This is a genomic window from Sulfurospirillum diekertiae (assembly GCF_011769985.2).
Lineage (GTDB): Bacteria > Campylobacterota > Campylobacteria > Campylobacterales > Sulfurospirillaceae > Sulfurospirillum > Sulfurospirillum diekertiae.
In genome coordinates, this window is the sequence record NZ_CP039734.2 from 404,780 (window position 1) to 423,486 (window position 18,707).

15 protein-coding genes and 2 pseudogenes are annotated in these 18,707 nt (G+C 40.2%); 11 read left to right on the forward strand and 6 right to left on the reverse strand.

The window, feature by feature from the left end; genetic code table 11:
- Window positions 1–95: 95 nt before the first annotated feature.
- From FA584_RS02145 to FA584_RS02155, 3 genes are read left to right on the forward strand one after another with little or no spacing between them, the layout of a single operon-like run.
- Window positions 96–782 (forward strand): response regulator transcription factor, encoded by a 687-nt coding sequence (locus FA584_RS02145; RefSeq protein WP_167750110.1) that lies wholly within the window; start codon window positions 96–98, stop codon window positions 780–782.
- On the forward strand, window positions 772–2,367 hold the full coding sequence (locus tag FA584_RS02150; protein WP_096045781.1) for an ABC transporter substrate-binding protein: 1,596 nt from the start codon (window positions 772–774) through the stop codon (window positions 2,365–2,367). The genes FA584_RS02145 and FA584_RS02150 overlap by 11 nt, the downstream gene beginning before the upstream one ends.
- A complete protein-coding gene (locus FA584_RS02155; RefSeq protein ID WP_167750111.1) occupies window positions 2,364–4,043 on the forward strand; it encodes an ATP-binding protein in 1,680 nt (559 codons plus the stop codon). The genes FA584_RS02150 and FA584_RS02155 overlap by 4 nt, the downstream gene beginning before the upstream one ends.
- 43 nt (window positions 4,044–4,086) lie before the next feature.
- On the opposite strand, the gene FA584_RS14845 is transcribed toward FA584_RS02155, so the two are convergent.
- The 4 genes and pseudogenes from FA584_RS14845 to FA584_RS02170 all read right to left on the reverse strand — a co-directional run bounded on the left by FA584_RS14845 (window position 4,087) and on the right by FA584_RS02170 (window position 6,632).
- Window positions 4,087–4,428 carry a CZB domain-containing protein gene (locus tag FA584_RS14845; protein WP_228448193.1) on the reverse strand — a complete coding sequence of 114 codons (342 nt, stop codon included), beginning with the start codon at window positions 4,426–4,428 and terminating at the stop codon, window positions 4,087–4,089.
- 81 nt (window positions 4,429–4,509) lie between these two features.
- Window positions 4,510–5,538 (reverse strand): annotated as a pseudogene (locus tag FA584_RS14965) (methyl-accepting chemotaxis protein); the annotation flags it as partial.
- Entirely contained in the window at window positions 5,510–6,016 is a 507-nt protein-coding gene (locus FA584_RS02165; protein WP_167750113.1) for a PAS domain-containing protein, read from the reverse strand. The gene FA584_RS02165 and the pseudogene FA584_RS14965, both read right to left, overlap by 29 nt.
- Before the next feature lie 139 nt (window positions 6,017–6,155).
- Window positions 6,156–6,632 carry a hypothetical protein gene (locus tag FA584_RS02170; protein WP_167750114.1) on the reverse strand — a complete coding sequence of 159 codons (477 nt, stop codon included), beginning with the start codon at window positions 6,630–6,632 and terminating at the stop codon, window positions 6,156–6,158.
- Window positions 6,633–6,876: 244 nt separating this feature from the next.
- Between FA584_RS02170 and FA584_RS02175 the strand changes: the two genes are divergently transcribed.
- The 8 genes from FA584_RS02175 to FA584_RS02210 are packed head-to-tail and all read left to right on the forward strand — an operon-like array spanning window position 6,877 to window position 15,851.
- The gene (locus FA584_RS02175) at window positions 6,877–8,391 is read left to right on the forward strand and encodes an NADH-quinone oxidoreductase subunit G (RefSeq protein WP_167750115.1); all 1,515 of its coding nucleotides are present in this window, start codon (window positions 6,877–6,879) and stop codon (window positions 8,389–8,391) included.
- A complete protein-coding gene (locus FA584_RS02180; protein WP_167750116.1) occupies window positions 8,388–9,671 on the forward strand; it encodes a complex I subunit 1/NuoH family protein in 1,284 nt (427 codons plus the stop codon). The genes FA584_RS02175 and FA584_RS02180 overlap by 4 nt, the downstream gene beginning before the upstream one ends.
- A gap of 1 nt (window position 9,672) precedes the next feature.
- Window positions 9,673–10,167 (forward strand): NuoI/complex I 23 kDa subunit family protein, encoded by a 495-nt coding sequence (locus tag FA584_RS02185; protein WP_167750117.1) that lies wholly within the window; start codon window positions 9,673–9,675, stop codon window positions 10,165–10,167.
- The gene (locus FA584_RS02190) at window positions 10,164–10,661 is read left to right on the forward strand and encodes an NADH-quinone oxidoreductase subunit J (RefSeq protein ID WP_167750118.1); all 498 of its coding nucleotides are present in this window, start codon (window positions 10,164–10,166) and stop codon (window positions 10,659–10,661) included. The genes FA584_RS02185 and FA584_RS02190 overlap by 4 nt, the downstream gene beginning before the upstream one ends.
- Window positions 10,658–10,978 (forward strand): NADH-quinone oxidoreductase subunit NuoK, encoded by a 321-nt coding sequence (gene nuoK / locus FA584_RS02195; RefSeq protein WP_087437710.1) that lies wholly within the window; start codon window positions 10,658–10,660, stop codon window positions 10,976–10,978. Before FA584_RS02190 ends, nuoK begins: the two co-directional genes overlap by 4 nt.
- Window positions 10,975–12,861, forward strand: a complete 1,887-nt coding sequence (nuoL, locus tag FA584_RS02200; RefSeq protein ID WP_167750119.1) for an NADH-quinone oxidoreductase subunit L — start codon at window positions 10,975–10,977, stop codon at window positions 12,859–12,861. Before nuoK ends, nuoL begins: the two co-directional genes overlap by 4 nt.
- 3 nt (window positions 12,862–12,864) lie before the next feature.
- The gene (locus tag FA584_RS02205; protein WP_167750120.1) at window positions 12,865–14,346 is read left to right on the forward strand and encodes a complex I subunit 4 family protein; all 1,482 of its coding nucleotides are present in this window, start codon (window positions 12,865–12,867) and stop codon (window positions 14,344–14,346) included.
- The gene (locus tag FA584_RS02210) at window positions 14,346–15,851 is read left to right on the forward strand and encodes an NADH-quinone oxidoreductase subunit N (RefSeq protein ID WP_167750678.1); all 1,506 of its coding nucleotides are present in this window, start codon (window positions 14,346–14,348) and stop codon (window positions 15,849–15,851) included. The genes FA584_RS02205 and FA584_RS02210 overlap by 1 nt, the downstream gene beginning before the upstream one ends.
- Window positions 15,852–15,855: 4 nt before the next feature.
- On the opposite strand, the gene FA584_RS02215 is transcribed toward FA584_RS02210, so the two are convergent.
- Together FA584_RS02215 and FA584_RS14350 are read right to left on the reverse strand one after the other, a co-directional pair.
- Window positions 15,856–17,868, reverse strand: a complete 2,013-nt coding sequence (locus tag FA584_RS02215) for a diguanylate cyclase domain-containing protein (protein ID WP_167750121.1) — start codon at window positions 17,866–17,868, stop codon at window positions 15,856–15,858.
- Window positions 17,865–18,706: pseudogene (locus FA584_RS14350) on the reverse strand (phosphate/phosphite/phosphonate ABC transporter substrate-binding protein). Before FA584_RS14350 ends, FA584_RS02215 begins: the two are co-directional and overlap by 4 nt.
- Between the last annotated feature and the right edge of the window lies 1 nt (window position 18,707).

An 18,707-nucleotide genomic window follows, 5' to 3' on the forward strand; every position in this document is an offset into this window, starting at 1 on the left:
TCTAGCGAAGCGTTTTTAATGGTAATCCACTCATCATGCCAAAAGACAAAATTGGCTAAAATCTTTACATGTAAAGTCATTTAAAAGGAGCGTGAATGGAACTTTGGTTGGAAAAACTCAAATCTTTACGATTGCTTTATGCGGAAGATGAAGAGGGAATTCGCAAACCTATGGCCAATACACTCTCATATTATCTAAAAGAGGTACTTGAAGCACGCAATGGTGAAGAGGGGTTGGATATTTACTATGAACAGCGCCCCGATATCATTTTAACCGATCTTAGAATGCCCAAAAAAGATGGGCTTTATATGGTCAAAGAGATCAGAAAGAGTGATAAAAAAACCCCTATTTTAATGATTACCGCACATACTGATAAAGAGTATCTCCTTAGTGCCATTGAACTCAAGATCGAAAAATATCTGATTAAACCGATTGCACTGGATGAACTTTTGGGGGCGTTGAAACTCTGCATCAGCGAGATAGAACTAGGGCGATCTCTTTTTCTTGAGTGTAAAAATTGTCAGTTTGATTTTAATAATAAGCGCATTGTTCACAGCGATGGAAGTGAAGTTGAACTGACACATAAAGAGTCTGATTTTTTAGAGCTACTGTTGCGTAAAAAAGGGATGATCGTTAGCTACGAAGAGATAGAAATGAATGTTTGGAAAGAGGAGTATATGAGTATTGCTGCCCTTCGAACATTGGTCAAGTCTCTACGTAAAAAGCTTCCCAATAGTTTTATTAGAAACCATTCTCAAACAGGGTACAGTTTTGAGGTTTAAACAGTTTTTTGCTCTCTTAATCGTACTTGGAACACTGTGTGTGTATGCCGTCGAAACGGAGTATCATGAAGATTCAAGTGCTCAAAGAGCTTTACATGTAAAAGACCCAAGATCGCACATCAAGATATTTTTACCTGCAATGCCTTACGTCAGCGTAGCACGTTTAATCAACGAAGGTTTAGTTAGGCTTGCTGATAATGAGCAAGGATGGGAGTACTCTTTAGCCACACAATGTTTAAAAAAAACGCCTCTTCTTTATGAATGTGATTTACGCCAAGGTGTGAAATTTCAAGATGGAACAGCTTTCAATGCTGATGCCGTCATCAATAACTTTCACTATTTTATGGCACAACCTATCAATTATACGGATATCAACCATCGCCTCAAAGGCGTTGAAAAACTCTCTGATTATAAGATAAAAATAGAGTTGTATAAGCCTTATGGGATGCTGTTTCGAGACCTTGCGCGTATTAATTTTTATACGGAAGCGTATTTGAAAAAATTTGCATGGAGAGGTGCAGCAACAGGTCCAAATATTGAAGAGGCAGGACCTTATGGCTTAGGACCTTATGTCTTGGTTGAAGGCGTCATCACAGGACGAAAACAAACACCCAAAGTCATTTTAAAAGCAAATCCGTACTATTGGGAAAAAGGGTTTCCTAAAATTGAAACGATTACGTTATATACACAGCTTGAAACCGATAAAGCACTTAAAATGATGACAGAGCATGAAGGGGAGCTTGATTTTATGCCCATTCCCTTTAATAAAAAAATAGAGACTATGCTTTCGGCGTATTCTAAATTGGTTATTTTGCCTTCAACCAATAATTTTGCACTTTATTTTAATTTAATTAAAAAAGATTCACCCGTATACGATAAAAAAGTACGTCAAGCCCTTAATTGTGCTTTAAATCAATATAACCTTTTAACTTTTACCTATAAACAAGAAGGTTCCTTAAATCGTGAAGCATTGCGTGTCAACGAGTGTCCTTTAAATCATGAAGAGATATCAGAAGCCCTTAATAATAAACACTTCAAGATCGTTACACAAGATTCACTTCTGTTTTTATGGAAAGGCATTGAGTACCAACTCTCTCAGTACAATGTTACATTACACTATACGATTACCTCTGATGAAAAGATGGTTTATGACTTTTTGCTTTCTAACAATGAGACTGTTCAAGATTGGGATATTTTGAGTCAAAATACCATAGATTGGTATGGTCGTCATCCTTGGTTAATATTTTTTAATTACCAAGAGGGAAACCCCTGGAGTTTTGTACGAGGAGATAAGATCATGCAATCGTATATATCCGATTTTTTTGGACTTGAGCAAAATACACCTGAATTTAATGTGTTATGTGAAAAGATACGCCAACGCGCTAAAGAAGAGGCTTATATGTTGTTTGTTCCTACACCTAACAATGTATTTGCTATGAATAAAGAGTTGGTTTTTGAGCCGTTAGGCATTGGTATGCAACCTTTTTGGAAAGCCAATATTACCGATCAACACTGGTCCATTCGTGGAGATAAGCCTTATCCCAAAGAGCTTCAAGTCCCTATCTTTCCAAAGCGACTACCATGAAAAAGATCCAGATAAAATATAAACTGTTTTTATTGTTTAGCGTTTCATTCATTGGAATGTTGATCCTTGCAGAGCGTTCGTTTAAACTTTCACAAGAGAACATCAGCAATGCTACGACCATTTTTGAAAACTCACAAAGTACACAGCATTTGCAAGAGAATTACATTGAGCCTATTAATGCTTTGCGTGAAATGAGTCTTTCCTTAGTCATGTCACCGAATGAGGATTATCGCAAAACGATTGAAGTTGATATTATGAAACAGAAAGAGCGCCTTGAAGAGAATTTTCTCAAACTTGATTCAAAAACATATGATTTTTGGAAAGTATATGCTAGCAGTGTGGAAAAAACGTGTGGTTATCTTGCCGCACATTTTGAGGAGGGTGCATTTGTCTATGTTAATTCCATTGAACGTGACCACTACTATGCACTTTTAAATCGTCTCAAGGCGCTCCAGCATGATGCTGTAAATCAAGCAGAACACAATTTTGCGGACATTCAAACCAGTGCACAGGCTTTGAAATATGAATTGGCCATCTTGATTCTTGCTCTTTCCAGTCTAGTCTTTACTGTAGGATATTTGCTCTCCAACCATATCGTCTCTTCGATTTTGAAGTTGCAAGAAGGGCTTAAAGATTTTTTTGGTTACTTGGAAACAAAAAGTGTATCACCAAAGCCGATTGAACTGACTAGTCGAGATGAGTTAGAGGATATGTCACAACTGCTCAATCGTAGTATTGCTAAAGCTTCTGCCAACATTGAACAAGACATTGTTTTTGTCGAAGATGCTATTAGTGTGGTCAATGATCTTAAAATGGGAAAACTCTCCTCACGTCTGCATGCGACAGCACAGGCTCAAGAATTGCGACTGCTCAAAGATGTCGTCAATGCCATGATCGATAATTTGGAATCTAAGATTAATGAAGAGATTTTCAAACGCAGTGAACAAGAAAAACTGCTCATTCAACAAAGTAAGCTTGCCAGTATGGGTGAGATGATTGGCAATATTGCGCATCAATGGAGGCAACCCCTTGGAGAGTTGAGTGCCCTTTTGATTAACCTTCAAGTGAAGCATGAATTCAATGATCTGGATGATGCCTATATGCTGACATCCATTCAGCAGTGTGTTAAAATCAATGCGTTCATGTCAGGAACTATTAGTGATTTTCAAAACTTTTTCAAGCCTTCTAAAGAGAAAGAGGTTTTTGAAATCAGTGAAGCATGTGAGCGAGCTATTTCTATTTTACAAGCCTCACTGAAGTACCACGGTATTGAATTTTCATTTGATATCTCCGAAAAAATGGAAGTGCTTGGTTATCCCAATGAGTTTGCTCAAGCATTGCTCAATATTCTCTCCAATTCCAAAGATGTTCTCAGTGAACGTGAGATCAGCAACCCCTTTATTCGGTTGTATCTCAAAAAAGGGTACAAATACATTTTGATTGTGATTGAAGATAATGGCGGAGGAATTGCCAGCGAACATATGGACCGCATTTTTGAGCCTTACTTTACCACCAAATATGCAAAACAAGGTACCGGTATAGGGCTTTATATGACAAAGATGATTATTGAAAATAATATGGGTGGCGTTATCAATGTTAAAAATACAGAATCAGGGGCTCTTTTTACCATTAAATTACCGAGTGTTATGGACGCGGACACTGTTGACTTAGCCTAAAACAAAGTTTACATGTAAGGAAAATCCTTACATGTAAAAAGAGTTACGCCTTAGTATTTTTTTCTGCAATCATGGCATCGAGGGTGACAAAAAGTGTTTTACTCTCATTTTCAATCTCTTTAAAGTAGTTGATAATTTGTACTTTTTCATCTAAGAGATTAGAAGAGGTAGCATGAATCAATTTAGCGACTTCGAGAACATGATTGTGGAAGTTCTGATGCGGTTTATAAAGCTCTTTAAAGCTTTTAGTTTCTCCAAAAATCTTCTCACCATCATGGTGATACCACTCGCCAAGACTGCACGTCTCATGGTTCTGGAATACCACATCTTTATCATTGACATAAACGGCACTGTAAGCATTAGATTTAAAGATAGCATGGTTCATCTTCGCCAAGGTAATGAAGATCGTTTGCTGAATGGTATTGATATTGATCGAAGTGGTATTGGAGTGGGATATAAGGCTATTGAAAGTCGTACTTAATTTATCAAGTGTTTTCGTGGAAGCATCGGCATCGCTTTTCATGGCTTCAGCATTGGTTTCAAGACCCGATGTCTCTTGTTGGAGCATCTTAATGGATACTGCAATTTCAGCCGTTGCCTTTTGTGTTGTTTCAGCCAGTTTGCGAACTTCATCCGCAACTACGGCAAAACCACGACCATGTTCTCCCGCTCGTGCTGCTTCAATGGCGGCATTGAGCGCCAATAAATTGGTTTTATCAGCAATATCGTTGATCATATCAACCACATTACTAATGTCGCGGGTACGTTGCGCAAGGACTCCAATACTCTGTTCATTTTGATTTACAAATTCAACCAATGAGGTGATTTTAGCAATCGTATCACGTAGATTTTGGTAACTGCCCTTGGTCTCATCTGCATAGATTTCACCGTCGTGTGCAATCTCTTTAAGACGCTCTACAATGGTGGATAAGTTGGATTGTACGGTCGAAAAGTCATGCGATCCACTGCTGATTTGCGCAAGTTCAGCGTTGAGGGTATTTCGTGCAATAAATTCGTGCGTTTGCTGCATAGCACGAACGGATTGATTGACCATATTGGTCTGCTCCCTAAATTCACCATGCATTCCCTTTTGTAAAATTTTACGGCTAAAATCTTCTTTGGATGCTGCTAAAATGGTAGATTTTATCTCTTTGGTAACCAGTTCAAAATTATCTAAAAGGGAGTTCATATTGGAGCAGAGAAGTTTGAGTTCGCCTCCATCATTGACATTCACAATACGACCATGCAAATTACCGTGTTCGCTCTCTTTGACAATATCGGCTAACGCATGAATGGTCTTTTGCACTTTACGAATATTGATAAACATGAACCAACCCAATCCAAAATTACAGAGATTGATAATTTGAATCCAGTGGAAGCCATTAACCGTAACCTCTAAACAGAATGCAATAAAAAAAATAACCAGCGAAATAAGGTTGGCATCTTGAATTTTGGCTAGAGAAGATCTATTCATAAGAGAGGATGAAGGCATCATAACTGACCTTTAACTGAGATAGGGTAGTGTCTAAAAGTGCGCGAGAAGCTTGTACACCACCTGTTTGTTCTGCATCAAGCATTCTTTTATATAGAGGAATAATCACTTCAAGCCCTTTTGGACTTGGTGCACGGCGTACAGAGTGATAACCAATGATTTGATTTGTTTTGGTATCGGTAACGGGAGTAATATACGCATGAACCCAATAGTAATAATTGTTTTTCGTACGATTTTTGACGTATGCAAAAACTTCATTTCCCGCTTGCACACGGTCCCATAAAAGTTTGAAAATAGCTTTAGGCATATCAGGATGGCGCAAGATATTGTGTGGCATGCCGATAAGTTCTTGTTCTTTATAACCAGAAATCTCAATAAAAAGATCGTTGGCATAAGTAATTCTACCTTTTAGGTCAGTTTTGGAGACAATAAAAAGGTTTTCGTCAAAGTAAAGTTCTTCACCTTTTTGAGTAATAGACACGGCAGTAACTCCTCTAAATCCAATTAAAATTAAAAAAACTAGTATAACCAAAAAAGGGATAACTCATCACCATCTAAATGATGAATATCTATTCACTTTTCAAAAGATTACCTTTAGTAACAAATGTAATTTTGGTATTTTATTTGTCGGTTTTAAATGAAAAAACGGCTCCCAAACTGTGCCTATTTTGATTGAGAATCACATTGGCTTGCCAGATCATATTTCCCATAATACATGTAGGAAGCATTCCCTCTCCCTCAAAGATGCCTGTAGCAGTTTTCGTGAGATTAATGGTATGCAATCCCATATTCATATTGGTTGCAAAAAGTTTTATTTCAATCGTCGGAAGATCACTTGGTGTGGTTACTTTAAAGTGCAATGGCTTCATTAAAGGGATGCTTTTAGGTTCTATATCCAAACGAAGGAGTGATCCATCGCTCAGCGTTACTTCACAGGCATTCTGATGTAGATCGCATGCTGGATCGGCACTGACAAAATTCGTTTCTCCCACCCACCATTGGTAGACATCTTTGGCATCAATCAGAACATATGCTGCAATGAGTACAACCGCTAAAATTTCTACGGCGAGAAATTTAAAAAAACGAGGGGATGGCATGTATCTATCCTTCAAAAAAAGTGAGAAGAGTTTAACATCTCTTGAGTAAATTTTGAGTAAATCTTTTTTAGGTGTGCGAGAAGTTTTGTGCCAGTATGAGAGAAAATTAAGGGCTCATTTTCTTTTCACGCGGTTGTTCTGAAATAAGTTCCGCAAGAACGCTAGTAAACTCGCTTCGACAGCTATTTTAAAGTATATGCTCGCTAGAATTGAGGCATAACGTCCAAATGAGGATAGCAATTTTATGGCGCATATTACGGTAGATGGAACGGTATTAGAGGTTAAAGAGGGTACTTTGTTGATTGAAGAACTGCTCGCAAACAAGATTAATATTCCCCATTTTTGTTACCATCCAGCTCTTGGAAAAGATGGTAATTGCCGTATGTGTATGGTCGAAATTGAAGGACAAAAACGTCCGCAAATCGCATGTGATACTCCTATTAAAGATGGCATGATTATTCGCACAAAAGGTGCTTCTATTGATCGCGTTAAACGCTCTATTTTAGAGCTTGAGCTTATCAATCATCCCATTGACTGCCCTATCTGCGACCAAGCAGGTGAATGCTCTTTACAAAATTACTATATGGACGTGGGGCTTTATGAGAGTCGTTTAAGCACCCCTAAAACGAGGGGAGAAAAGCATGTTGATTTAGGCGCTAATGTTGTGCTTGATCAAGAGCGCTGTGTGCTCTGTACACGGTGTGTTCGTTTCACTAAAAATATTACGAAAACCAATGAATTAGGTGTCCTTTCGCGTGCCGACCACTCCGTTATCACCACGTTTCCAGGCTCTAAACTTTCCAATCCGTATGCAATGAATGTGGTCGATCTCTGCCCTGTGGGTGCACTTACGAGCAAAGACTTTCGTTTCCATAAACGAGTTTGGTTTTTACACAGTGAAGAGGCGATTTGCAACCACTGTGCCAGAGGGTGTTCCATTTTTGTGGATCATCACAAAGAGAAGTACAAAGACGAGATGGTTTACCGCTATCGCCCCCGCCTAAATGAGAAGATCAATGGCTATTTTATCTGTGATGAGGGGAGACTGAGCTATACCAAAGAAAATGAAAACGCTGACTTTAATCCTTTGATTCGTGGTATGGTAAGTGAATATGAATATGCAGAAGGGAAACTGTTACGTCTGCTCAAACGTTATCTTGGTAAGATGGTTTTTGTGATCTCTTCCAATCTTTCTTTAGAAGAGATGGTCAGGGTACAGAAGCTTTCCAAGCTTTATGATGGTACGCTTTGTGCCTATGAAGAGACCCGTTTTGATACTCACTTTGGCGATGATTTCTTAAAATGCAATGACCGCTCCGCGAATGCCAGAGCATTGCCTCTTCTTGGAATTAATGATTCCAAAGGAGCACTGCAAAATGCGTTGGTTGCAGCAGAGCTTGTTGTGATGGTAGGACGTAGCGATGCACAACTCCTCAAATCCATGGAATATACCAAGAGTGTTGTTGTTCTGTGCTCTGCATGTGAGTTTACATGTAAAGAGGTTGAGCTTGTTTTACCGATTGCTTCGCATACCAAAAGAGAGGGTAGTTTCATCAATGTGGATGGCTATGTTCAGTACAGCGCTTCAGCTATTAAAAATGAGCATGGGCATAAGTCCCTGCTTGCTATTTTAGCACCTATTCTGGGGGATACACTCTTTACATGTAAAGAGGTTTGGGAAGCAGAATTGTTCTTTTATGAGGTGCTTCGTGAACTCTCTTTTGACTCCTTAAAACATACGCCAAAGATAACGTTATGAGTAATCTTAGCATCTCTATCGTCATCATCAATATTATCTTAGCACTGCTTTTCTCTTTGGGGGCTGCTCCTATTTTGGTTTGGATCGAGCGTCGTGTTGCGGGGTTGATCCAAGATAGGTTGGGACCTAACCGCTGTCATATCAATGGTATTCGCTTGGGCGGGCTTATACAGTCGTTTGCCGACATGCTCAAACTTGTTTTTAAAGAAGATTTTCAAGCTAAAGCCATCAAGGAGCGTTTTTTCTTTTCACTCGCTCCTGTGATCGTTTTTTCCTCCGCCTTTCTAAGCTTTATGGTCATGCCATTTGCAGATGACCTCGTCATTAACGGTGAGCGTTTCATTATGCAGGGTTTACCGATAGACTTGGGCATACTGTGGTTTTTAGCGTTTGCGGGGCTGAGTGTTTATGGCATTATGCTTGGCGGTTGGTCTAGTCGCAATAAATATTCCCTGTTGGGCGCGATGCGCGCAGGTGCACAGGTCATCAGCTATGAAGCAGCGATGGGACTTTCCGTGGTTTCACTGCTTATTACCTATGGGTCGGTTCATTTAGGTGACATCGTTGCATACCAAGGTGAGCTTCTTTTTGGATTTATCCCTGCATGGGGCATCCTTGTTCAGCCTCTTGCAGCGCTTATTTTTATTGTCACCGCGTTTGCGGAAGCCAATCGTACACCCTTTGATCTTGCAGAAGGTGAGAGTGAGATTGTCGGAGGGTATCACACCGAATACAGCGCGATGCGATTTGGACTCTTTTTTGTGGGTGAATATGTCGCAATGAGCGCCTCTTCTGCGTTGATCGTGACACTCTTTTTAGGCGGTTATCATCTGCCGTATCTCAATACGCAAACACTTCAATCGTTTATGCCTTGGATTTTAATGTTCGTCATCCTTGCACTTCCTGTAGCAAGTTTTTATACAATGCGTTGGATTCAGAAACACAACCGTTGGCATAAAGCGGGGGATGTGCGAAACCGCGAGAGTGCTTTTCTACAAAAAGGGCTTATAGGAGTTAATGTGCTCTTCATCGCAGGGCTTGGAGCATTGCTTTTGTTAGGACTCACTCAAACCTCGACCAATGTTGCAACAGCGGTCATCCAAATTGCCACATTTGCTCTGAAACTTCTTTTGATGAACTTTGTTTTTGTCTGGGTACGTTGGACGCTTCCTCGTTTTCGTTACGATCAGTTGCAAACACTCGGATGGAAAGTGCTGATGCCTTTGGCGATTTTTAATATCATTGTAACAGCAACTATTGTTGTGATAAAGGGGCTGTAAGATGGGCATCAAAATCGTTACACGCCACGGCAATACGTTTAAAGAGAAGCTGTATATCCCTGCCATTTTTGGTGGTATGAAAACAACCCTTTCACATTTTATTACCAATTTAAGTGATCATCCAAAGATTCAAACCATCAATTACCCTGAAGAGCTACCGCATGACATTAGCGAGCGCTATCGTGGGGTGCATCGCCTGACCAAACGAGACGATGGCAGTGTGCGCTGTGTTGCCTGTTTTATGTGTGCAACAGCGTGCCCTGCAGAGTGTATTTTTATTGAAGCGGAAGAGCGAACAGATGGTGTCGATGAGAAGATGCCCAAACGCTTTGACATTGACCTTTTAGAGTGTGTCTTTTGCGGCGCATGTGTGGAAGCGTGCCCGTGTGATGCGATTCGTATGGACAGTGGTATTTTTAGTTTTATTGGCAAAAAACGCGAAGAGTTTGTACTGACCAAAGAGCAACTTTTAGCCAATGAGGAGAAAAAGCAATGATGGATATTCTCTTTTTACTCCTAAGTTCTTTCACGATTTTAGGCGCCGTGGGCATGGTGAGTTTTCATCAACCGGTGCACAGTGCGCTCAGTCTTATCTTAACTATTATGGCGTTAGCAGGACTCTTTGCGCTTCTGAGTGCTTCATTCCTTTTTATGGTACAAATTATCATCTATGCAGGAGCGATTCTCACACTTTTTATTTTTATCATTATGTTTTTAAATGTCAAAGAAGCCAATTTACCGAAAGAGCCCAATAAGGCTATGACACTTTTTCTAGGCTCGCTTGCACTTTTACCGCTGAATTTTTTGATTTTGCGTGCTTTTTATAAAATGCCTTTACATGTAAACCCTGTTGCAAGTGATTTTGGTAAAATAAAACCCCTTGGTATGGAGCTTTTTACCCACTGGCTCTTGCCGTTTGAACTGATCTCAATTTTGCTCCTCGTCGCTCTTATTGGTGCCGTTGTCTTGGGTCGAAAGGACGAAGCATGATCGCTCATACGCTTTTTGCATATATTTTTGTTGCCATGATCCTTTTTTCCATCGGTCTTTTAGGGGTCATTAGCCGCAAAAATATCTTTGTGATATACATGTCAATCGAACTGATGCTTAATGCAATTAACCTGATGTTTGTCGCACTGAGCCATTATCATCACGATATGGGTGGGCAAGTGATGGCAATGATGGTGATCGCCATTGCCGCCGCCGAAGCGGGAGTCTTTTTATCGCTGATAGTGGTACTGTATCGTCGTAAAAAATCTCTGGATTCCGATCTGTTTAGAACCTTGTCGCAAAAGGAGGTCGCATGAGCCTTTTACTGGCCCTGATTGTTCTCATCCCTTTGCTCTCTTCCGTGCTGATTGGGTTTTTGTACCTCTATTCCATTACGCAAAAGAGACTTGCTACCCTTTGGTTTACCATCCCCGCTCTGTTAGCGCCGTGTGCAAGTTTTGTTTTGGGCGTAGTTTCCTTTGTCTATGTTGCTAAGGGCGATATCCCACTTCATTTTCAGCCCTATTTGTGGCTAGGCGTGGGCGGACATAATATCTATATGGGATTTTTAGGCGATAAGCTTTCCCTTTTTATGGTGCTTTTTATCACGTTTGTCGGGTGGTTGATTCATCTTTATGCTACATCGTATATGCGTGAAGATGAGGGCTATGGTAAATTTTTCTTTTACTTCAATCTTTTTCTAAGCTCGATGCTTCTGCTTGTCCTTGCTGATGGTCCTCTCATTATGTTTATTGGGTGGGAAGGGGTAGGACTTTGTTCGTATTTGTTGATTAGTTTTTACTTTCTGGATAACTCCAATGTCGTTGCGGGTAATAAAGCCTTTATCGTCAACCGAATAGGGGATCTTGGCTTCTTAATCGGTTTGGCGATTCTCTTTTTTTACTGTGGAGAGGCAGGATTTGATTATGCAAGCATTGCGGACAAAGTAGCCACCATGCCGGTGTGGTTGCTTCAAGTCGTGGGTATTGCACTTTTTATCGGTGCCATGGGTAAGTCCGCACAAATTCCACTCTACGTCTGGTTGCCTGATGCGATGGCAGGTCCAACCCCTGTTTCGGCACTCATTCATGCCGCAACAATGGTGACAGCGGGTGTTTACATGGTAGCACGCTTCTCCTTTTTATATGAATTAATCCCGCATGTCGGACTTTTTATTGCGTATATTGGTGCCTTTAGTGCCCTGTTTGCGGCAGTCATTGCGACCAAACAGAGCGATATTAAAAAAATACTGGCATATTCAACGATGTCGCAACTCGGCTATATGTTTATTGCCGTTGGGCTGGGTGCGTATAGCAGTGCACTTTTCCATGTATTCACTCATGCTTTTTTCAAAGCACTTCTCTTTATGGGGGCTGGCGCTGTCATTATTGCACTACATCATGAACAAAATATCTTTAAAATGGGTGGGATGAAGCGAGTCACACCAGTGGTTTATATCACGATGTTGATGGCAACATTAGCGATCAGTGGTATTCCGCCTTTTGCTGGATTTTTTAGTAAAGATGAGATTTTATTGACAGCTTTTGCGAGTGGGGAATATCTTATTTGGGGCATTGCCGTGTGTAGCGCCGTTTTGACTGCTTACTACATGTTCCGACTCTTTTTTGTTGTTTTTGAGGGTAAAAATGCTTTACATGTAAACCATCCCCATGATGTCTCTTGGGTGATGAAAGCCCCTTTAGTTGTGTTAGCGTTTGGCTCACTTTTCGCCGGTTTTATGGGCTTACCTTCCCTTTTAGGTGGAAGCCATCTTATCGGGACGTGGTTGGGCGAATGGGGAAGTAGAGCTTTACATGTAAGCCATGAAACGGAGTGGATGCTGCTAGGCCTGAACATCGCTGTTTCCCTTTTGGGTATAGGTATCGCCTATAAGAAGTTTCGTTTTTATGATCTTTCAAAACACAAAGAGTCGACGCAAGGGATTGTGTACAATAAATTTTATGTGGATGAACTTTACCATCTGCTCTTTGTTCGCTCCATTCAAAAATTGAGTGAATTTATTGCTGTTAACTTAGATGTCAATCTGGTTGATCGTTTCATCATGGGACTCAGTCATGGATTTATTAAATTGGGAAATGTGGTTGGTGTTGTTCAAAATGCGAATGTGCGTTTTTACGCACTGATCATGATGCTCGGCATTAGTGCGGCATCGTGCTATTTGATCTTTACATTAGGGTAGATGATGAGCATAGGAATTCTTTCAATTATTATTTTTTTACCAATGCTAACCGCTTTACTGTTGATGGTAGTGCCTTTGCATTCTCGCGCTACACGCAATGTTGCTTTTGGCGTATCGCTCTGCATTTTTGCATTGGCACTCTATGTGTATACTCATTTTGACCTGACCGGAGCACTTCAGTTTAAAGAGAGTTATGTCTGGATTAAAAGTTATGGTATTACGTACAGTGTAGGTATAGATGGTTTTTCACTGATTATTTTGATGCTGATTGCAACACTGATTCCCAGTGCGTATCTTCTTTTGTGGAATAATTCTCGCTCCAAAAGTTACTGGATCAATATGCTATTCATCCAAGCGGGTGTGAGTGGAACACTCTTCTCGCTCGATCTATTTTTATTCTACTTTTTTTGGGAAGCGATGTTATTGCCAGTGTTTATGATTATCGGACTGTTTGGCTCAGGCAATCGTGTCTTTTCAACGCTGAAAATCACGATTTACACCATCATGGGTTCACTTTTTATGTTTGTCAGTATTCTCTATTTGGGTGTGGCGCATTACTATGAATTTGGAGTATGGAGTTTCGCTCTCTCTGATTTAGTCAATATCAGCACCCTCGCACGTGAGCAAAAAATACTTCTCTTTTTTGGCTTTATGCTTGCTTTTGCGATTAAAATTCCGCTTTTTCCTTTTCATTCATGGTTATTGCAAACCTATTCAAATTCGCCAACGGGTGGTGTTTTTTTGCTCTCTTCCATCATGGCAAAACTGGGAGTGTATGCGCTGGTGCGCTTTATGATGCCACTTTTCCCTGATTTATTTGTTGAATTTTCCATCTATTTTGTAGCCCTTGGTATTTTTGGATTGGTCTATTTTGGTATCGCCGCAATCAGTCAACTCAACATCAAAAAGATGTTTGCTTACTCGTCAGCTTCGCACTTAGGGTTTATTACCGCGGGAGTGTTTGCGCTCAATATTCAAGGTATGATGGGAAGTGCCTTTTTGATCGTAGCACACGCCATTGCAACCGGTGGACTTTTCTTGCTTGTCGGTGTAATGGAGCGACATCTGGGCATTCGCTCCTTAAATGGGTTGGGTGGCATTGCGACCAAAGCCCCTTGGTTTACACTCTTTTTTGCGATTATGCTCTTTTGTACAGTGGGAATTCCAGGAACAAACGGCTTTGTCGCCGAGCTTTTGATCGTGCTGGGTATTTTTCATTACAATCCTTATTTAGGTATGCTTTCGGCTCTTACCGTTTTAGTTGCAGCAAGTTATATGTTTTGGGTGTTTCAAAAGGCCGTTTTGGTTAAAAGTGATAACGATGTCTCCAATATGAAAGATTTAAGACTTCATGAGATTCTAGGACTGGCGCCTTTAGCGGTACTGATTCTTGCGATGGGTGTTTACCCCGATCTCTTTTTATATAAAATTGAGCCAACGTTGCAGCACTATCTCATCGATATTTTACATGTAGGAGTAAAGTGATGCATTGGATAGAACTGAGTTATCTTTTGCCCTTGATTATCATTGCAAGTGGAGCCGTTGTGTTGATGCTTCTCTCTCCGCTTGAACGATTTTCGATGGAGCGTTTTTCACTCTTTACTTTTCTCATTTTGCTTGTGGCATTGAGTACTGATTTATACTATTTTGGAGATCTCTTTACCGCTTTTCCACTACAAGATATTTTTTCTAAAATGCTGATTGTCGATAGCTATTCAGTCTATTTTGATGCACTTATCCTCAGTGGTGCTCTGGTGACTTCTTTGATTGGAACACACTATTTCCAAGCGAAGCGTTATTTTAAAAAAGAGTTCTTTTCCCTTTTTCTTTTTTCTGTTTTTGGCATGATGCTATTGGTACACGCCAATGAGCTTATAACGGCGTTTATCGCCCTTGAGATTGCGTCACTTTCTCTTTATGTCATGATAGGTTTTCAAAAAATACATGACAAACGTGTGGAAGCCAGTTACCAATACTTAGTGCTTGGCTCTATCTCTGGCGCATTTTTCCTCTTAGGTTCTGTATTGATTTATGCAGGGCTTGGTACAACCATTTTAGGTGATCTTGGAAAAGCCTTGGATATCCTGATGGGTAAAGATGTTTCCCTTATTGTCATTGGGGGCACATTTATTCTCGTGACATTTTTGTTTAAAATTTCCGCATTTCCCTTTCAAAACTGGACGATTGATGTCTATGATGGCTCACCACTACCTGTTACAGCGTTTATGGCGGCAACGTTTAAAGTGGCTATTTTTGGCTTTGTACTTCGCTTAATGCTCATTGACCTTGACCCGATTCGTGACATGTGGGATACACTCTTTGTCGTGGTTATTTTAGCGACGTTGCTTTACGGAACATTTTTAGCGATCATTCAAGAGAGCTTGAAGCGAATGCTTGCCGCTTCGAGCATTGTGCATACAGGCTATTTGCTCATCGCTTTTGTCTCCATTGGCTACGCGGGCGAGAGCGCTTCTTCATCTATCATCTTCTATCTCGTAGCTTATTTTCTCTCCGCAATGGGTGCGTTTGGACTCATTTCGTACATTGCCGCTGATGAGCATGTCCGTGTTACGTATGAGGATTTTCGTGGCTTTGCGCATGTGCATCCTTATATGGCGGCAATGCTCAGTATTTTTATGCTCTCTTTAGCAGGAATTCCCAGTACCATTGGCTTTGTGGGTAAGTTTTACATCTTTACCGGGGCGATTGAAGCTGGGTATACCTTTCTTGCTGTGTGCGGTATCATCGCCACATTCATTTCCATCTACTACTATTTTAAGCTCATTGCGCTCATGTACTTTTACCCCGCATGTGAAAAAGAGGGAGCTCAGATTCCAACGCTTAGCGGCATTACGCCTATTACCATTGGAGTGATTGCCATAGCCGTTATTTGGGGCGGTATCGGTAACACCTTCATCGCTTATTTCCCAGGCGTGGACTTCTTAATCGATACGGCGAGACTTTCATATATGTCGTTGTTTATCAAGTGATTTATTATGTGTTCTCATTGTAAAAACAGCTTTTATGACGTCCGGTTTGTTTTGCTTCATATAAGGCACTATCCGCATTTTTGAGAATAATCTTAGCATCTTGAGTCCCTGTAAAGAGTATGCCACCTAAAGAGATACTCAGTGAATAACTTTTTTCATTATAGATAAAAGGATCGATAAAGGCATCTTGAACTTTTTGTGCCAAAGCTTTCATATACTGAGTTGCAAACGTTTTCGTGTCTCCAAGATCTTCGAGCAGGATAACAAACTCATCCCCACCGAGCCTTGCGATACTATCGCCTTGTCGTAAAGAGTTTTGAAGCCTTCTTGCCATATCTTGTAGCAGTAAATCTCCCACATCGTGCCCTAATTCGTCATTAATACGTTTGAAATAATCTAAATCTAAAAAGAAAATGGCACCAAAGGTTTGATAGCGTTTAGCACTAACGATAGCCCGTTCAATTCTATCCATAAGGAGTCTTCTGTTGGGAAGGTCGGTTAATGGGTCATAAAAGGCAAGATGTTCCATCTCTTCTTCGGCACGTTTACGATCACTAATGTCTTCCTTAATCGCAATGAAATGTGTAATATTTCCATGATCATCGCTAACAGGGGTAATCTGTAATGATTCATAGTACAGTTGCCCATTTTTTCGTTTATTGATTACTTCTCCATGCCATGGTTGATTGGAAAGAATCGTTTCCCACATATGGGTATAAAATATTTTTTCTTGCTTTCCTGAGCCAACAAGTTCATGGGGCGTGTGACCAAGCGCTTCCCCTAAATGATAACCTGTAATTTCCTCAAAACCTTTACTGACCCATTCTATAATGGCATCTTTATTGGTGATAACCACCGCATTGGTTGTCGCCTCTAAGGCAGTTGATAAGAGTTTCATCTTCTCTTCCAATGCTTTTCTCTCTCCAATATCTCTAAAGGCAAAAACCATGCCGAGTGCTTGATTCTCATAAACAATGCTATTGCCAAAAATTTCCACTGGAATCATTCGAGAATCTTTACATGTAAAATATTCCGTATCATTTTTCCAGGCACTTTTGGTTACAAGCGCTTTATACATAGGGCACTCTTCTAGAGGGATAATAGCTCCATTAAGAGTGTGTGAATGGAAAAGCCTATGCGCTTGTTTTCCTATCATCTCTTCTTCGGTATAACCAAGAATAGAGCATGCCTTAGCGTTGACTAGTAAAATAATTCCCTCTAAATCAACAGCATAAACACCTTCATCTAAAGAGTTGATGATCGTCTCAATCCAGTGTTTCCTTTGTTTCATTTCATCTGATGTGTCTTGCAACTCTTTTTGTGTTGTTTTGACTTTTTCGATCATGAGATTAAAAGCATTCACAACTTTTGCTGTTTCCCTGAGCCCACCTTGAAGTTGGATAGGTGCAAAATAGCCATTACCAAGGTCTATCGTTGATTGCTCTAGAGCACTTAATTGTTCTAAACTACGGTAGAGTGTTAGCCAAAGCCCTAAAAAATCCAAAAGAATAATGGCAAACATAACACCAAAATGGACTCTAAAATCATTCCATATGCGATTGCTAAAGCTTTGGATACTGAGTCTCACCGCAATGGAACCATAGTCAATCCCGCCTATTGAAATGTGGGTTTGTCCATAACTATCACAAAGTCCAAACAGAGTTTCAAACCATTGTGGGGTATCTTTTGGCTCATCAGCATCACTGCTTTGAAGTGATTTCCCCTTTGCATCATAAAATACAATATTTTGCACATAAGGAGAAGTGACGTAACCATTGAGTTGTTGTTGGATAGTTTCATAATCGCCAATAACGATTGATTCAGATAAGAAAATAGGAAGCATTTTTAACGTTTGTTCTTTTTGCATCTCTAAATCATGAAGAGCATCTTTTGCATCTTGCTTGGTTAACATAATTAAGATAAGTCCACCTGCAAAAAGAAGCGAAAAACTGATTGCAATAAAGATACGATGGGCAAAAGATAAATGAGCCCATATAGATATGAAAATTCTTTTCATGGCTTCTTCTTTATGAAGGAATGAGCATAAAAATCACGGTAACTTTGGTATTCATTAGTAGAAGAATATGTAAAGCCAAAAGGTGAATCTTGTGTAATGAGCCTAGCAGACGCTTCAAGAATTTTGATTCCTTCTGGGTCGCTATTCATTTGCTCGAAAGCATTTTGAATCGCCTGAATGACATCCTGAGGTATGCGAGGATGTGCTGAAATTGGGATATTGAGAAATTTTTGGGATTCCCATAAAACGCGATACGATATATTTTCACGACGGGCATAAGCACTCATCACTTGACTGTTAACAGCCGCAACCATTACTTTTCCTACTTTAAGTTGTGCCATAATGCCCTCTTGATTGCCTCCGAAAAGGGGATGACATTAATCCCTTGATGTCTTAAATAGTCCGTAGGAACGGCATATCCGACAAAAGCAGTTAAGGAAGGGAATCCTACTTCTTTGCCTTCAAGATCCTGAAGTGCAGATAAAGAAGAGTTGGTTAACGTGACAATTTGCCCTGTGATTGCTTGGTCTCTTGGGCGTAAAATGACTTGATAATTTGCCTCTGCCATTTTAGGGCTAAAGATGGTATTGGAGTAAACAAAGTCATAGGTACCTTTTTGGATTGCCAAATTTGACTCAGGGGCTGTGCGTGCAACTTTGAGAACAAGGAGTACACCACTTTTAGATGAGACGTAGGTCAAAATAGGGTTCCAATATTGTGCTGTTAACAGAGCATTCCGTTGAGCAAGAACCCCAAAGGTATAAGGAGTATTTTCAGCAGCGACTAAGAAGAAGAAACTGAAACAATATAAAATCATTGTTATGCGTTTTAAAAACATC

Excerpts from the sequence above, each read along its gene's own strand:
- FA584_RS02145 (WP_167750110.1), top strand. The coding sequence starts at position 96 with ATGGAACTTTGGTTGGAAAAACTCAAATCTTTACGATTGCTTTATGCG.
- FA584_RS02155 (WP_167750111.1), top strand. The coding sequence starts at position 2,364 with ATGAAAAAGATCCAGATAAAATATAAACTGTTTTTATTGTTTAGCGTT.
- FA584_RS14845 (WP_228448193.1), bottom strand. The coding sequence starts at position 4,428 with ATGAACCATGCTATCTTTAAATCTAATGCTTACAGTGCCGTTTATGTC.
- FA584_RS02170 (WP_167750114.1), bottom strand. The coding sequence starts at position 6,632 with ATGCCATCCCCTCGTTTTTTTAAATTTCTCGCCGTAGAAATTTTAGCG.
- FA584_RS02175 (WP_167750115.1), top strand. The coding sequence starts at position 6,877 with ATGGCGCATATTACGGTAGATGGAACGGTATTAGAGGTTAAAGAGGGT.
- FA584_RS02180 (WP_167750116.1), top strand. The coding sequence starts at position 8,388 with ATGAGTAATCTTAGCATCTCTATCGTCATCATCAATATTATCTTAGCA.
- FA584_RS02185 (WP_167750117.1), top strand. The coding sequence starts at position 9,673 with ATGGGCATCAAAATCGTTACACGCCACGGCAATACGTTTAAAGAGAAG.
- FA584_RS02190 (WP_167750118.1), top strand. The coding sequence starts at position 10,164 with ATGATGGATATTCTCTTTTTACTCCTAAGTTCTTTCACGATTTTAGGC.
- nuoK (WP_087437710.1), top strand. The coding sequence starts at position 10,658 with ATGATCGCTCATACGCTTTTTGCATATATTTTTGTTGCCATGATCCTT.
- nuoL (WP_167750119.1), top strand. The coding sequence starts at position 10,975 with ATGAGCCTTTTACTGGCCCTGATTGTTCTCATCCCTTTGCTCTCTTCC.
- FA584_RS02205 (WP_167750120.1), top strand. The coding sequence starts at position 12,865 with ATGAGCATAGGAATTCTTTCAATTATTATTTTTTTACCAATGCTAACC.
- FA584_RS02210 (WP_167750678.1), top strand. The coding sequence starts at position 14,346 with ATGCATTGGATAGAACTGAGTTATCTTTTGCCCTTGATTATCATTGCA.
- FA584_RS02215 (WP_167750121.1), bottom strand. The coding sequence starts at position 17,868 with ATGAAAAGAATTTTCATATCTATATGGGCTCATTTATCTTTTGCCCAT.